The sequence below is a fragment of the Photobacterium andalusiense genome, from assembly GCF_900185625.1.
Classification (GTDB): Bacteria; Pseudomonadota; Gammaproteobacteria; order Enterobacterales; family Vibrionaceae; genus Photobacterium; species Photobacterium aquimaris.
On record NZ_FYAJ01000007.1, the window covers coordinates 170,849 to 184,113 of the forward strand.

The following is a 13,265-nucleotide window of genomic DNA, read 5'->3' on the forward strand; positions in this document are numbered from 1 at the left end:
GATTGATTACTATTCAAATGCTAACATCATGTTGCATAGGTGTCTTAACGGTTATTGCCTTTCATGATACGAGCTTTGTCGCGTTGCCAATCTTTAGCTTTGCTGTCTGCGCGTTTATCATGCAATTTCTTACCGCGTGCGGTACCGATCTTCACTTTTACAAATGATGTACTCCAGTACATCACTAAAGCGACGATGGTATCACCTTCACGGTTAACCGAATCTTCTAGCTTTCTGAGTTCGCGACGGTTAAGCAATAGCTTACGTACACGGGTTGGATCAGCCACTACGTGAGTTGATGCCGCGTTCAGTGGCGCGATGGTTAAGCCTGAAATAAACGCTTCACCGTTACGTAAGAAAACATAACTTTCGGTCATGTTAACTTTACCTTCACGGATGGCTTTTACTTCCCAACCTTGTAATACCATACCTGCTTCGTATTCGTCGCCGATGGCAAATTCAAAACGAGCGCTTTTATTTTTTGCAATAGTATTGCTACTTTGCTTTGGTTTTTTAGCCATGTTGACCTCGTAGAGCATTGTTGCAGTCCCAGAACAAAATCTAATATCAGTGATTTTTCTGGTCGAATAAGCTATTGACGTTACCATAATACCGCTTGATGGTAACTGTTATTTTGGTCGATAGCCCAGTAATGGTATCATTGACTAAACGCAGCGAATAGATTTTATCTTCAGGGTGAGGATGTGTTCGATGAAGGAGAAGCTATGCCACAAATTAGTCGTTCGGCACTGGTGCCTTTTAGTGCACAACAAATGTTTAATTTGGTGAATGATGTTGAATCTTACCCAATGTTTTTACCCGGCTGTGCGGGCAGTAAAATCATTGAAAGTTCGACCAGCCATATGATGGCATCGGTAGATGTTGCTAAGGCTGGTATTCGTAAAACATTTGTTACGCATAATAAATTGGTCGATTTTAATCAAATTCAGATGCAGTTAGTGGACGGTCCTTTTCGAAAATTAGTCGGCGGATGGACATTTACTGAACTTGATGCGACAGCGTGTAAAATTGAATTAAACTTAGAATTTGAATTTACTAGCGGCTTAATTGATGTTGCCTTTGGTAAAATTTTTCGCGATCTGACCAGCAATATGGTGCAGGCGTTCACACAGCGAGCAAGAGAAGTATATGCATTCTGATCAGCCCTTAATTCACGTTGAGGTTGTTTACGCACTGCCTAATGTACAACGAGTGTTGAAATTAGCTGTTGTAGCGACAACACCTATTCAAGCGATTATAGAACAATCAGGGATACTAGCTATGTACCCTGAGATTGATTTAAACACCAATAAAGTCGGTATCTATAGTCGTAATGTAAAACTCGATGCGACGGCGCGTGATGGTGATCGAATTGAGATTTATCGTCCGTTAATTGCCGATCCGCGTGAGATCCGCCGTAAGCGTGCAGAACAAGCCAAAAAAGACGCTGAAAAATAGCCGTGATTTTATCGCAGACAACAAAAAGCTCGCCATTAGCGAGCTTTTTTTATTGTTTGAAAACAAGCATTTTCTAACAAGTCAGGTTAATTCATTGGATCCATAAAATTAGGACCTTGCTTGTAATCACCTTTCATACTCACAAGTTGTGCTTGTTTGTTGAAGGTTAAGAACAAGTTCTTTTGAATCGGTTTATCATGACCATTTTGTTCGTAGAAAATGTAGTTCCATGTGTCGGGGTAACTTGGGTCGACTAACATAGGCGTTCCCAGCACATATTGAACTTGTGTTTTCGTCATGCCAACACGCAAGGTATTAACACTTTTTTGTTCTACATAGTTGCCTTGGTCAATATCAATACGATAAACCAAACGTTCAGCGACCGAACAGCCGCTAAGTAAGCCCAACACTAAGGTTAGGGCTGCAATGTTTTTCCAACTCATAGCATCCTGGCTTTTTAGCTTTAACTGCTGCGATGATAAACAAGCTCTTGGCAGAAGTAAAAAGCGGTAAAGAAAAAAAGTAATATATTTTGATATTCGACTACTACTACCAGCAATAGTTGCATCAATGTTTTAGTTTATTTCATATTCGCCCAAGATGCGAAATTAAATCAAGCCGCGACCAGCAGTTCTTTCGCATTTGCGAGAGTACGCTCAGTAATTTCACTGCCACCGAGTAGGCGTGCGAGCTCGGCAATACGATCGTCTGTGGTTAATGGACGCATTTGAGTTTCGGTTTGACCATCAGTAGTTTTCTTCGCAACAAACATTTGTTGATGACCACAGCCGGCAACTTGCGGTAAGTGAGTTACACACATTACTTGCGTTGATGCACCTAGTTTTCGTAGCATTTTGCCGACAATCGCAGCTGTTGGACCACTAATACCGACATCGACTTCATCGAAAATAAGACTTGGTGTTTCAACTTTTTGCGCGGTGATCACTTGAATCGCTAATGAAATACGTGATAGTTCACCACCAGAAGCCACTTTACCTAATGGTTGTAGAGGCTGGCCTGGGTTAGTTGAAACCAAGAAATTAATGCTGTCATAACCTAATGGGCTTAGCATCCGCTCTGGATCGCTGGTCAGTGCGATTTCAAATTCACCATGCTCCATACTTAGCATGTGCATGCTTTCGGTGATTTTTTGGTCTAACTCTTTAGCGTAACGTTGACGACTTTTGCTTAGTTTTTCTGCAGCTTCAATACATTGCCGACGTAAACTTTCAACGTTAGCCGCCATGTCTTCTAAACGTTCATCGCTGCAATCGAGGTTATCAAGCTCTTTGAGTAAATCATGGTGCTTTTGATAAAGTTCTGCTGGCATCACATAGTGTTTACGTGCCATCGACATGATTTTAGCTAAACGTTCTTCAAGGTAAATTAACCGATGTGGATCCATATCAAGGTTATCAAGGTAGCTGCGTAATTCTTGGCTGGCTTCTTGAACTTGAATAATGGCTTCTTCTAACATCTGTGGAATAGCACTTAAATTGCTGTCATATTCGCCAAGATTATTGACTTGCTGACAAGCCATTTGTAATAGCTGGAGTGCGTTACCGTCGTCATTGTCATACAAAACAGACAATGCGGTTTGGCTTGAAATAGCCAGCTCACCTGAATTTGACAGACGCTTATGTTCTTCTTCAATCTCAGTAAACTCTTCTTCACCTAAAGCTAATTCATCGAGTTCTTTAACTTGGTATTGAAGTAATTGTTTTTGAGCTTCGTTTTCATCACGGCTTTGAGTTAAGCGCTTGAGCTCATTATGTGCCTGACGCCAGCGTTGATAAGCACTGCGAGTACGATCGATCAGAAGGTGGTGACCTGCGTATTGATCAAGCATATGTTGCTGGTATTCAGGGCGCATTAACTGCTGGTGTGCATGCTGACCATGAATATTAATTAACAGTTGGCCTAAGGCTTTTTGTTGTGAAGCAGGAACAGGGCTGCCATTAATGAAGCCACGAGAGCGGCCTTCTTTAGTGATCACGCGGCGTAAAATACATTCTTCACCATCACTGAGTTCATTATCTTCGAGCCAACGTCGAGCTGCTTGGTTATTTGCCAATGAAAATGCGGCTGATATTTCAGCTTTATCTTCATTTGGTCGCACCATTGAGGCTTCAGCGCGATCGCCTAAGCATAAACCTAATGCATCAATCGCAATAGATTTACCAGCACCGGTTTCACCTGTAATAGTGGTCATTCCCGGCTTTAGTTCAAATTGAAGAGTTTTGACAATAGCAAAGTTAGAGATCGTCATATGCGCGAGCATTGTGTTCACCTGTTTAAATCAACACCTGTTTTTCCATACAGTATATACTGTATCTATAACCAGTAAAGTACTGAGGTGATAATTATTCAGAGAAAATGTGACCTAGGTTAACTTTTCGTATCGTTATAAAAAAACCAGCAGGTTAATGTGCTGGTTTTTAGAATAAATATTGTGGTGCAGATTAAAATAACCGACTTGACCAGCCTAGTTTTCCACGTAGGACATTGTAGTAACTGTAATTCTTAGGGTGGATTAATTGTAAGCGGTGTTCACTTTGGTAAATATGAATTTCATCGCCAGGACTAACAGGCAATGAAACTTGACCATCACAACTTACTTCTAACGTGCTGCCATTATTAGGCGAAACTAACAATTTAATACAGCGGTCACCGTCGACAACTAATGGCCGTGATGACAGGGTGTGAGGGAACATCGGTACTAAAGCAATGGCATTTAGACTGGTCGATAAAATTGGGCCACCACCAGAAAGAGAATACGCTGTTGAGCCGGTTGGAGTGGCAATAATTAACCCATCAGAGCGTTGTGAGAACGCAAAACAGTCATCAATATAAACTTCAAACTCGATCATATGAGCAATTTTATCTGGGTGTAATACCGCTTCGTTTAAAGCAGCATTGCGACTTTTAATTTGCCCATGACGGTGCACTTCGGCTTCTAAAAGAAACCGATCTTCTTTGATAAATTCACCTTCAAGCACCAACTTTAATTGTTGTTCAAAATCGTCGGGATCAAGATCGGTAAGAAAGCCAAGGTTACCACGGTTAACACCAATAACGGAAATATCAAATCGAGATAATACGCGAGCAGCACCCAACATATTGCCATCCCCACCAACAACAATGGCGAGATCTGCTTTATCACCAATGGTGAGCAAATCACAAAAACAATGCTCAGGTACGTCAATATCGTTCACTAACCGATGATCGACTAACACAGTATAACCTTGTGCGCTCAACCATTCATAAAGGCTAGTGTGCGTTTGCAATGCTTCCGGATTACGGGGTTTGCCTATTAACGCGATAGTGTTAAAAATACGCTTCATGTCCTTGTTCCGACAAATGATGGTGGGTCAGTATAGCCTTAGAAAAAACAACTTGTCGTGGTTTGTTGTCAATATTGGCTTGAATCATTGAACTTCATCCCCATAATATGCTCAAGACTGTTTTAAAAGTAGCGCTTATTTGAACAAGGCTACTGAGTGAATAAAACCCCTTTTATCTTGGCGGAGAACCAACGCATGACTAACAAAAACCACAATGTACAGGATGAGCAGCTAAACGATGCAGTTGAAGCTGTCGAAGTTGAAGCTGTTGAGGGTGAGTTTGTTGAATCTGAGCAAGAATTATATGTCGCTCGCATTGCAGAATTAGAAGCGGCACTATTAGCAAAAGATGCAGAAGTAAATGAAGTAAAAGATGCCGCTCTACGTGCACGTGCTGAAGGCGAAAATGTTCGTCGTCGTTCTGAGCAAGAAATTGATAAAGCGCGCAAATACGCACTAAATAAATTTGCTGAAGAATTATTGCCTGTTATTGATAACCTTGAGCGTGCTATTGAAATGGCCGACAAGAATAACGAAGCAACTAAAGCAATGATGGAAGGCGTTGAGCTAACACTGGTAACGATGACATCAACAGTTGGCAAATTTGGCCTAAAAGTGATTGATCCACAAGGTGAAGCATTTAATCCTGAATATCATCAAGCAATGGCGATGCAAGAAAGTACTGATTTTGCACCAAATACAGTAATGGCTGTAATGCAAAAAGGTTACGAGCTTAATGGCCGTGTGATCCGTCCTGCAATGGTTATGGTATCAAAAGCCGCTGCGGGTAATGTGAATACGCAAGCGTAATTTGCAATCAACAATTCAAGGTTTACTTGATAATGTTGCAAAATAAAGCCCACTTCGGTGGGTTTTTTTATTTTTTTGCATTTTTTTTGGGATCTCCCCTTGAAAAGCAATCTGGCGACCTTATCTAGTAGTCATAAGACATTAAATGTATTTGTCACGGGGTTATCCCGAACCGCTAACCCATATGATATTTGGGTGTAGTTAAGAACATATAACGAATTTCGGAGATTGTCTGATGGGTAAGATTATTGGTATTGACTTAGGTACAACTAACTCTTGTGTAGCTGTACTTGACGGCGACAAGCCACGTGTAATTGAGAACGCAGAAGGCGAGCGTACAACAGCATCAGTTGTTGCATACACGCAAGATGGCGAAACGTTAGTTGGTCAACCTGCAAAACGTCAGGCGGTGACAAACCCTGAAAACACATTATTCGCTATCAAGCGTCTAATTGGTCGTCGTTTTGAAGACGAAGAAGTTCAGCGTGATATCGAAATCATGCCTTACAAAATTGTTAAGGCTGACAACGGTGATGCATGGGTAGAAGCGAAAGGCCAAAAAATGGCTGCTCCTCAAGTATCTGCTGAAATCCTAAAGAAAATGAAGAAAACTGCAGAAGACTTCCTTGGCGAACCAGTAACTGGCGCAGTTATTACAGTTCCTGCATACTTTAACGATGCACAGCGTCAAGCTACTAAAGATGCTGGCCGTATCGCAGGTCTAGATGTTAAACGTATCATCAACGAACCAACTGCAGCAGCTCTAGCTTACGGTCTAGACAAGCAAGGTGGCGATCGCACTATCGCTGTTTACGACCTTGGTGGTGGTACATTTGATATCTCAATCATCGAAATCGATGAAGTTGAAGGCGAGAAAACATTTGAAGTTCTAGCAACTAACGGTGATACACACCTAGGTGGTGAAGACTTTGATACACGTCTAATCAACTACTTAGCAGACGAGTTCAAGAAAGAGCAAGGTATCGATCTTAAGCACGATCCTCTTGCAATGCAGCGTCTAAAAGAAGCAGCAGAAAAAGCGAAAATCGAACTATCTTCTGCACAACAAACTGATGTAAACCTACCTTACATCACAGCTGATGCGACTGGTCCTAAGCACATGAACATCAAAGTGACTCGTGCGAAACTAGAATCTCTAGTTGAAGACCTAGTTCAACGTTCTCTTGAGCCACTAAAAGTAGCTCTTGCTGATGCAGGCCTATCTGTTAGCGACATCAACGACGTTATCCTAGTTGGTGGTCAAACACGTATGCCAATGGTTCAGGCTAAAGTTACTGAATTCTTCGGCAAAGAGCCACGTAAAGACGTTAACCCTGATGAAGCTGTTGCTGTAGGTGCTGCTGTTCAAGGTGGTGTACTTGCTGGTGATGTTAAAGACGTTCTACTTCTAGACGTTACTCCACTATCTCTTGGTATTGAAACCATGGGTGGCGTAATGACTAAGCTTATCGAGAAGAACACAACTATCCCAACAAAAGCGAACCAAGTGTTCTCTACTGCTGAAGATAACCAAAGCGCGGTAACTATCCACGTTATTCAAGGTGAGCGTAAGCAAGCAAGCTTTAACAAATCTCTAGGTCAATTCAACCTAGAAGGTATTCAAGCTGCACCACGTGGTATGCCACAAATCGAAGTAACGTTTGACCTAGATGCCGATGGTATCCTAAACGTTTCTGCGAAAGACAAGACTACTGGTAAAGAGCAGAAGATCACTATTCAAGCGTCTGGTGGCCTAAGCGATGCTGACATCGAGAAGATGGTTCAAGAAGCTGAAGCTAACAAAGAAGCTGATAAGAAGTTTGAAGAGCTAGTAACTGCTCGTAACCAAGCTGACCAACTTGTTCACGGTACTCGTAAGCAAATTGAAGAAGCTGGTGATGCACTTCCTGCTGATGAGAAAGCAAAAATCGAAGCTGCTGTTGCTGAACTAGAAGAAGCACGCAAAGGCGAAGACAAAGAAGCAATCGACGCGAAAGTTCAAGCGGTTGTTGCAGCTTCTCAAAAGCTAATGGAAATCGCTCAACAGAAAGCACAAGCACAACAAGCTGACGGTGCTGGTGAGCAACAAGCTAAGCAAGACGACGATGTTGTTGATGCTGAGTTTGAAGAAGTTAAAGACAACAAATAAGAACGTTAGCTATTATTAGTTAACATCTTGTTTAAATTACGGGCGTTTGAGGTTACTCTAACGCCCGTAACTATATCTAGCTAGGTGACAATCAAGTTATGTCGAAACGTGATTTATACGAAGTGTTAAGTGTGGCCCGTGACGCAAGTGAGCGTGACATTAAAAAGGCTTATAAGCGCTTAGCAATGAAGTTCCACCCCGACCGTAACCAGGGTGATGCGGAATCTGCTGAGAAATTCAAAGAAGTGAAATACGCTTATGAAATTCTAACAGACGACCAAAAGCGCGCTGCTTACGATCAATACGGCCATGCAGCCTTTGAACAAGGTGGTATGGGCGGTGGCGGCGGCGGCTTTGGCGGCGGTGCAGACTTCAGTGACATCTTTGGTGATGTGTTTGGTGATATCTTTGGTGGTGGCGGTGGCCGTCGTCAACAACGCGCACAGCGCGGTTCAGATCTTCGCTACAACATGGAACTGACGTTGGAAGAAGCTGTTCGCGGTTGTTCGAAAGAAATCCGTGTACCAACATTAGTTGGTTGTGACAGCTGTGATGGTTCAGGCGCTAAAAAAGGTTCATCTGCAACCACATGTGGTACCTGTCACGGTGCTGGTCAAGTGCAGATGCGTCAAGGCTTCTTTGCTGTTCAGCAGACTTGTCCACACTGTCATGGTCGTGGTCAAATTATCAAAGATCCATGTGATAAGTGTCATGGCGAAGGCCGTGTAGAAGAAACCAAAACGCTATCAGTTAAAATTCCTGCGGGTGTTGATACTGGCGACCGTATTCGCTTAAGTGGCGAAGGCGAAGCTGGAGAACAAGGCGCACCAGCGGGTGATTTGTACGTTCAAGTACATGTTAAAGAACACCACATTTTCCAGCGCGAAGGCAATAACCTACATTGTGAAGTACCAGTAAGTTTCACAATGGCAGCATTAGGCGGTGAGGTTGAAGTTCCTACCCTTGATGGCCGTGTTAGTTTGAAAGTACCATCTGAAATGCAAACGGGCCGTATGTTCCGTATGCGTGGTAAAGGTGTTGATTCTGTACGTGGTGGTTTACGCGGTGATCTTATCTGTAAGTTGGTAGTTGAAACGCCAGTACATTTAAGCAAGCGTCAAAAAGAACTACTGCAAGAATTAGAAGAAACGTTTGGTGGCAAAGATGCGAGTAAGCATAAGCCAAAATCTGAAGGTTTCTTTAACGGCGTAAAAAAGTTTTTCGACGATTTAACCAACTAATCAGTCGTAAAAAAGAATAAATAAAAACCGCTATTAGTGAATACTAGTAGCGGTTTTTTTGTTGTTCAATGCCGTTATTCCCTACAGTGAATGCCCACGAGGGCGATAAAATATAACCACTTAATTAGTGGGATAAGTAGAACTAATCTCCTCACTATAAAGGAAATAATGCAGGTTATTATTCGTCATCTCGGAAGAGAGGTACGAGCTATCCGTGATCTATTTATCACGTGTTTGAACATAAAAGAAGCCAGTGAAAATATTACCAACAACGCTCAGGTGAACCTTTACTATTACTGTTTAACGTTAATTTCTTATTATCTAAGCAGTCAGTATCATTTTCTTGCTTAGTTTGTGCTGTAGCGGTGATTATATAATCTGCGGTTTGTGGTGTGATCGTGAATACATAACGGTCTTTATCTGTATCGCAAAAAGAACAACTACCATCACTGACAATAGTAAAATCATAAGTACTGTTTTGGGTATAACTTTCCTCTAATGCTAATTGAATTTTAATCAGATCCCCCATCGCCTGAGTACGATGACCCTTCAATACATGATCCTGATATGAAGGGTAAGCAATCGCAGTCAATACCCCAATGATAGCCACCGCAATCAACATTTCGATCAGCGTCACGCCTTTTTGTTTAATCATCTTCCGTAATCTCTTAAATATTCGAGTTGACTCGATAACTGATTGATATCCTAACGGTGCTATTTTGCGGTGGTGATAAACTCTCGATCAAGTTGTTCTTAGGGATTGGAATGACGTTTATAGGGATTTGGGGAATGGCTCGCGAAATTACCACGCACTTTCATAACATACATCGCCATGGTGACAACCAGCGTGGATTTACGCTGTTGGAACTGGTGTTCACGGTGGTGATCATGGGCATTCTTGTTGCTATGGCTGCCCCAAGTTTTAATGGCTTAATTGAATCTAATAAAGTTAAACGCTTGGCGACAGAAATCGAATGGTTATTGGTGCAAGCCAAATCAGAAGCGGTGATGCGCGGGGAAAATATTCAGGTTGTGATAGATGATGCAGGAACGCCTACGTGGTCGATAACATCAAAAACAACATCTGGTGCGGTTACGTTAGCAGAAGTTTCTAGTAAAAATTTTTCAAATATTGAATTAAACACGACATTTAGAACAGGTGTGGTGACATTTAATAAATTAAATGGCAAACCTAATTTTTCTGGTGGGTATCAATTTAATATACCAACAAAAGATAAAGTTAAAGTAGCAGTCAACACTATGACTGGGCGTATTTATTCTTGTGGTGTTGATGGGGCAATTTATGGCTATAAAGAATGCTACTAAGAATAAAGGCTTTTCATTAATTGAATTACTTATTGCTTCATCGGTTGGTCTTATTGCAATAGGTGTTGTTGGCTCAGTCTTTTTATCAGGATATAAATCCGCGAATCAACGATCTTTAGAGTTGTTATTACAACAAGATGTTAATGATGCTTTGTCATTATTAAAGCAAGATATTTTAAGAGCTGGATATCAATCAGGCGCATCCTCTAGTTATATCGTAAGCGGTGCTACGGATATTGTTACGTTAAGTGGATTAGGCTCAGATGAACAATGTATTAGTTATGCTTACCATGATGGTACTGTCCAGCATCTACGATCTTTTTACAGCAAAGATGGAACAGATTCATCTAGCGTTACAGTTAAAAATCTAAAGTTTTATAGCACAACGGTTGCAGGAAAAAATATGTCTGACGTTTGTAAAAATGGTCAGTCAGTTCTTGATCAAAATCAGTTAGCAGTGAATGAATTTAGTATTACTGAGCAGTCATTATCATCGGCTAGTGCAACCAGTAAATTACTTACTATTAAATTAGTCGCTCACTTACGGGCTAATCCATCAATTAGTACCGCGAAGTCGATTCAGATTAAAACAAGGAATTGGTATACCCCCATAAGTTCTGCTAGTACGACCAGTCAATTAATTAATATTACTCTTGCTGCCCATTTAAAAAATGATGATTCAGTAAGTACTTCGAAGTCGATTCAGATTAAAACAAGGAATTGGCAATAATGAATAAGTATCAACAGTCAGGGATGACGACATTATTAATTACCAGCATGTTATTAATAGTGGCGCTGTTATTTTCATTAGCTTCATATAAGAATTTATTTTATCAGATTAAGCGTACCCAAAATGAAGTCGTAGCCAGACAAGCACACTGGGCTGCTGAAGGTGGGTTGGAGTGTGGGTTTGCTGCTATTCAATATGCGGGAAGTATTTCAGGAGCAAGTTCGACATTTAATGATTGTGAGACTTCATTAAATTTAGCTGATGTAGATGTGGATGCTGATAATTATATTAATAGTAAATATGACAAAATTTCAAATAAATTGGTGAAGAAAAAAATAAATATATCATCTCGATTAGCTGGCGCAATACAAGCGAGATCTGATTTTAAATTAATTGGCGATTATGATATATCTCCTGATGTTGAAGGAAAGCATAACAATGGTGATTATAAATGTGTAGCTATTCGTTATAGTAATCGTTTTATATTTGATAAAACAGAACCTGGAAATTCTGAAACAGAATTAGAGGTTATGGATCCTATAGAAAATGGACCCTACCCAGGTTTTAATGGAGAATGTGCAGCAGGTTATCGTTCGCATTTAAAAGTAACTACAGATAGTTTTAATGATGATACGAAAGATAATTTAAAAAGTGATTTTGTATATGACCCAGATTTTGATCCCTTTGAAAGTTTTTTTGGGGAAAAAAGAAGTGAATTAGAAAAAGTCAAAGGAGAATTTGTACATATTCTAGGCTCTGTTGATAGTCTAGGTGATGATACTTGCGGAAAAAAAATCAAGAATGCATTTGATTCAATTGTAAATGAAGATAAAAAAGTATGGGTTACTGGAGATTGTGATTTAGGTACGGGTAGTGATTTACCTCAAGATTCAGATCCAAAAGTATTAGTTATTGAAAATGGAATTATTGCTAAATGGGCATCTGTTAATTTTACCGGGTCGGTATATCATTTAATCGATCCAACAATATATCCTGTTTCTAATTTACTCGATAAATGGAATTTAATGCCAACAAAAGTTCAATTTCCTCATTTAGTAGAAATTAATTCGGTATATATTGATGGTGGTTCGTTTAATACGACTGGTGGAATTGTTTTTGATACTCCTGGTGGATTAACAACAATTAATGGCGGAATGGTTTTTTCATATGATCGAGGTACAAATCCATTACCTATAAATAATAAAATAACTTGGCAACAAGGATCTTGGCATGACTTCTAATATCAAAACATCAAAAGGCTTTAGTCTATTAGAAGTGGTGATTGCCCTTGGGGTGCTTTCTGTTGGCGTATTAGGCTTGGTTAAGATGCAAGCCTATATGGAAGTAAAAGCAGAAAACGCATTAAAGACTCTAGATGCACTTTATATAGCAGAAGCACAGATGGAGTTTTACCAAACTCGTGCCAGTAATATCAGTGGCGCGACTGGTTTGATTGCTTTTGCGAGTATGGCTGATCCTACATATTGTATGGAAGATATAGCAGTGAGTAGCGGATTTTCATTGATATGTAATGTTTCTCCTCCTGCATTATCAGACGCACTAAGGACTATAGAAGTAAAGGTAGGTTGGGCTGACCGCCGTGGTGTCCCACAGACGGTATCCCTTAAAACCGCGATTTCTAAATACAGTGAATTTGATTAAACAACGGCTATCATCGCTAAAAAGACACAATTTAATCCAAATTAAATCGTTTTGAACAAATAATGTTCAAACGATTTTTTTTTATTAAAAAACTATTGTCAGCTAATAAAATCTCCCTATAATGCGACCTCACTGACACGGACAACGGCGCAAGCGGTTACCGAAAGTCAGTATTGTTCTTTAACAATTTGACCATGCAATCTGTGTGGGCACTCGTTGAATAGTTAAGTCGAAAGATTTATCAATGAACTGAGTGACCAATACAAATAACCTAATCTATTTATAGAGAAGATTGTTTGGCACAGTCAATTCATTACCATTCTGTTCCTCTTTGTAGAAACAGAAGCGGTAATAGCTTTAAAATTACACTCTTTATTTATGAAGAGTTAGTTTTGAAGTCAGTATTCATTGAGCCGTCTCGAAAGAGACAACAAAACTTTAATTGAAGAGTTTGATCATGGCTCAGATTGAACGCTGGCGGCAGGCCTAACACATGCAAGTCGAGCGGTAACAGATTGATAGCTTGCTATCAATGCTGACGAGCG

Annotated in this window: 14 protein-coding genes and 1 rRNA gene; 10 read left to right on the plus strand and 5 right to left on the minus strand. The window is 40.4% G+C overall.

The genetic code is table 11. From position 1 onward, the window contains the following. Positions 1-44 precede the first annotated feature (44 nt). The gene (smpB, locus tag PAND9192_RS15725; protein ID WP_061000850.1) at positions 45-521 is read right to left on the minus strand and encodes an SsrA-binding protein SmpB; all 477 of its coding nucleotides are present in this window, start codon (positions 519-521) and stop codon (positions 45-47) included. Positions 522-725: 204 nt separating this feature from the next. Here smpB and PAND9192_RS15730 point away from each other — a divergent pair, with 204 nt between their 5' ends. Both PAND9192_RS15730 and PAND9192_RS15735 read left to right on the plus strand, forming a co-directional pair. Further along, positions 726-1,160 carry an SRPBCC family protein gene (locus PAND9192_RS15730; RefSeq protein ID WP_036795914.1) on the plus strand — a complete coding sequence of 145 codons (435 nt, stop codon included), beginning with the start codon at positions 726-728 and terminating at the stop codon, positions 1,158-1,160. Beyond that, positions 1,150-1,458 (plus strand): RnfH family protein, encoded by a 309-nt coding sequence (locus PAND9192_RS15735; RefSeq protein WP_087822061.1) that lies wholly within the window; start codon positions 1,150-1,152, stop codon positions 1,456-1,458. Before PAND9192_RS15730 ends, PAND9192_RS15735 begins: the two co-directional genes overlap by 11 nt. 86 nt (positions 1,459-1,544) lie before the next feature. Here the strand turns inward: PAND9192_RS15735 and bamE are convergent, their stop codons facing one another. The 3 genes from bamE to nadK form a co-directional block, all read right to left on the minus strand. Further along, positions 1,545-1,901, minus strand: coding sequence for an outer membrane protein assembly factor BamE (gene bamE, locus PAND9192_RS15740; protein ID WP_061000854.1), 357 nt, complete (start codon positions 1,899-1,901; stop codon positions 1,545-1,547). Positions 1,902-2,071: 170 nt separating this feature from the next. Next, positions 2,072-3,739: a DNA repair protein RecN gene (gene recN, locus PAND9192_RS15745; protein WP_087854532.1), complete on the minus strand. Its 1,668-nt coding sequence runs from the start codon at positions 3,737-3,739 to the stop codon at positions 2,072-2,074. 181 nt (positions 3,740-3,920) lie between these two features. Beyond that, positions 3,921-4,802: an NAD(+) kinase gene (gene nadK, locus PAND9192_RS15750; RefSeq protein WP_087854533.1), complete on the minus strand. Its 882-nt coding sequence runs from the start codon at positions 4,800-4,802 to the stop codon at positions 3,921-3,923. Positions 4,803-4,997: 195 nt separating this feature from the next. Here nadK and grpE point away from each other — a divergent pair, with 195 nt between their 5' ends. The 3 genes from grpE (at position 4,998) to dnaJ (ending at position 9,002) form a co-directional block, all read left to right on the plus strand. After that, positions 4,998-5,612: a nucleotide exchange factor GrpE gene (gene grpE / locus PAND9192_RS15755; RefSeq protein WP_087854546.1), complete on the plus strand. Its 615-nt coding sequence runs from the start codon at positions 4,998-5,000 to the stop codon at positions 5,610-5,612. A gap of 235 nt (positions 5,613-5,847) precedes the next feature. Beyond that, complete coding sequence (gene dnaK / locus PAND9192_RS15760; RefSeq protein WP_087854534.1) at positions 5,848-7,761, plus strand: molecular chaperone DnaK; 1,914 nt, start codon at positions 5,848-5,850, stop codon at positions 7,759-7,761. A gap of 98 nt (positions 7,762-7,859) precedes the next feature. After that, a complete protein-coding gene (dnaJ, locus tag PAND9192_RS15765; protein WP_087822064.1) occupies positions 7,860-9,002 on the plus strand; it encodes a molecular chaperone DnaJ in 1,143 nt (380 codons plus the stop codon). 262 nt (positions 9,003-9,264) lie between these two features. Here dnaJ and PAND9192_RS15770 read toward each other — a convergent pair whose 3' ends face one another. Then, entirely contained in the window at positions 9,265-9,657 is a 393-nt protein-coding gene (locus PAND9192_RS15770; RefSeq protein ID WP_087854535.1) for a type IV pilin protein, read from the minus strand. 134 nt (positions 9,658-9,791) lie between these two features. On the opposite strand from PAND9192_RS15770, the gene PAND9192_RS15775 reads away from it, so the two are divergent. The 5 genes from PAND9192_RS15775 to PAND9192_RS15795 all read left to right on the plus strand — a co-directional run. After that, complete coding sequence (locus PAND9192_RS15775; protein WP_159458257.1) at positions 9,792-10,328, plus strand: GspH/FimT family pseudopilin; 537 nt, start codon at positions 9,792-9,794, stop codon at positions 10,326-10,328. Further along, the gene (locus PAND9192_RS15780; RefSeq protein WP_234999178.1) at positions 10,306-11,058 is read left to right on the plus strand and encodes a PilW family protein; all 753 of its coding nucleotides are present in this window, start codon (positions 10,306-10,308) and stop codon (positions 11,056-11,058) included. The genes PAND9192_RS15775 and PAND9192_RS15780 overlap by 23 nt, the downstream gene beginning before the upstream one ends. Next, the gene (locus PAND9192_RS15785) at positions 11,058-12,299 is read left to right on the plus strand and encodes a hypothetical protein (RefSeq protein ID WP_087854537.1); all 1,242 of its coding nucleotides are present in this window, start codon (positions 11,058-11,060) and stop codon (positions 12,297-12,299) included. The genes PAND9192_RS15780 and PAND9192_RS15785 overlap by 1 nt, the downstream gene beginning before the upstream one ends. After that, complete coding sequence (locus PAND9192_RS15790) at positions 12,289-12,720, plus strand: type IV pilus modification PilV family protein (RefSeq protein ID WP_087854538.1); 432 nt, start codon at positions 12,289-12,291, stop codon at positions 12,718-12,720. The genes PAND9192_RS15785 and PAND9192_RS15790 overlap by 11 nt, the downstream gene beginning before the upstream one ends. Before the next feature lie 439 nt (positions 12,721-13,159). After that, a 16S ribosomal RNA gene (locus PAND9192_RS15795) occupies positions 13,160-13,265 on the plus strand; the annotation flags it as partial.

What these genes read in the sequence shown, in the direction of transcription:
- smpB (WP_061000850.1), bottom strand. Translation starts at nt 521, where the DNA reads ATGGCTAAAAAACCAAAGCAAAGTAGCAATACTATTGCAAAAAATAAA.
- PAND9192_RS15730 (WP_036795914.1), top strand. Translation starts at nt 726, where the DNA reads ATGCCACAAATTAGTCGTTCGGCACTGGTGCCTTTTAGTGCACAACAA.
- PAND9192_RS15735 (WP_087822061.1), top strand. Translation starts at nt 1,150, where the DNA reads ATGCATTCTGATCAGCCCTTAATTCACGTTGAGGTTGTTTACGCACTG.
- bamE (WP_061000854.1), bottom strand. Translation starts at nt 1,901, where the DNA reads ATGAGTTGGAAAAACATTGCAGCCCTAACCTTAGTGTTGGGCTTACTT.
- recN (WP_087854532.1), bottom strand. Translation starts at nt 3,739, where the DNA reads ATGCTCGCGCATATGACGATCTCTAACTTTGCTATTGTCAAAACTCTT.
- nadK (WP_087854533.1), bottom strand. Translation starts at nt 4,802, where the DNA reads ATGAAGCGTATTTTTAACACTATCGCGTTAATAGGCAAACCCCGTAAT.
- grpE (WP_087854546.1), top strand. Translation starts at nt 4,998, where the DNA reads ATGACTAACAAAAACCACAATGTACAGGATGAGCAGCTAAACGATGCA.
- dnaK (WP_087854534.1), top strand. Translation starts at nt 5,848, where the DNA reads ATGGGTAAGATTATTGGTATTGACTTAGGTACAACTAACTCTTGTGTA.
- dnaJ (WP_087822064.1), top strand. Translation starts at nt 7,860, where the DNA reads ATGTCGAAACGTGATTTATACGAAGTGTTAAGTGTGGCCCGTGACGCA.
- PAND9192_RS15770 (WP_087854535.1), bottom strand. Translation starts at nt 9,657, where the DNA reads ATGATTAAACAAAAAGGCGTGACGCTGATCGAAATGTTGATTGCGGTG.
- PAND9192_RS15775 (WP_159458257.1), top strand. Translation starts at nt 9,792, where the DNA reads ATGGCTCGCGAAATTACCACGCACTTTCATAACATACATCGCCATGGT.
- PAND9192_RS15780 (WP_234999178.1), top strand. Translation starts at nt 10,306, where the DNA reads ATGGCTATAAAGAATGCTACTAAGAATAAAGGCTTTTCATTAATTGAA.
- PAND9192_RS15785 (WP_087854537.1), top strand. Translation starts at nt 11,058, where the DNA reads ATGAATAAGTATCAACAGTCAGGGATGACGACATTATTAATTACCAGC.
- PAND9192_RS15790 (WP_087854538.1), top strand. Translation starts at nt 12,289, where the DNA reads ATGACTTCTAATATCAAAACATCAAAAGGCTTTAGTCTATTAGAAGTG.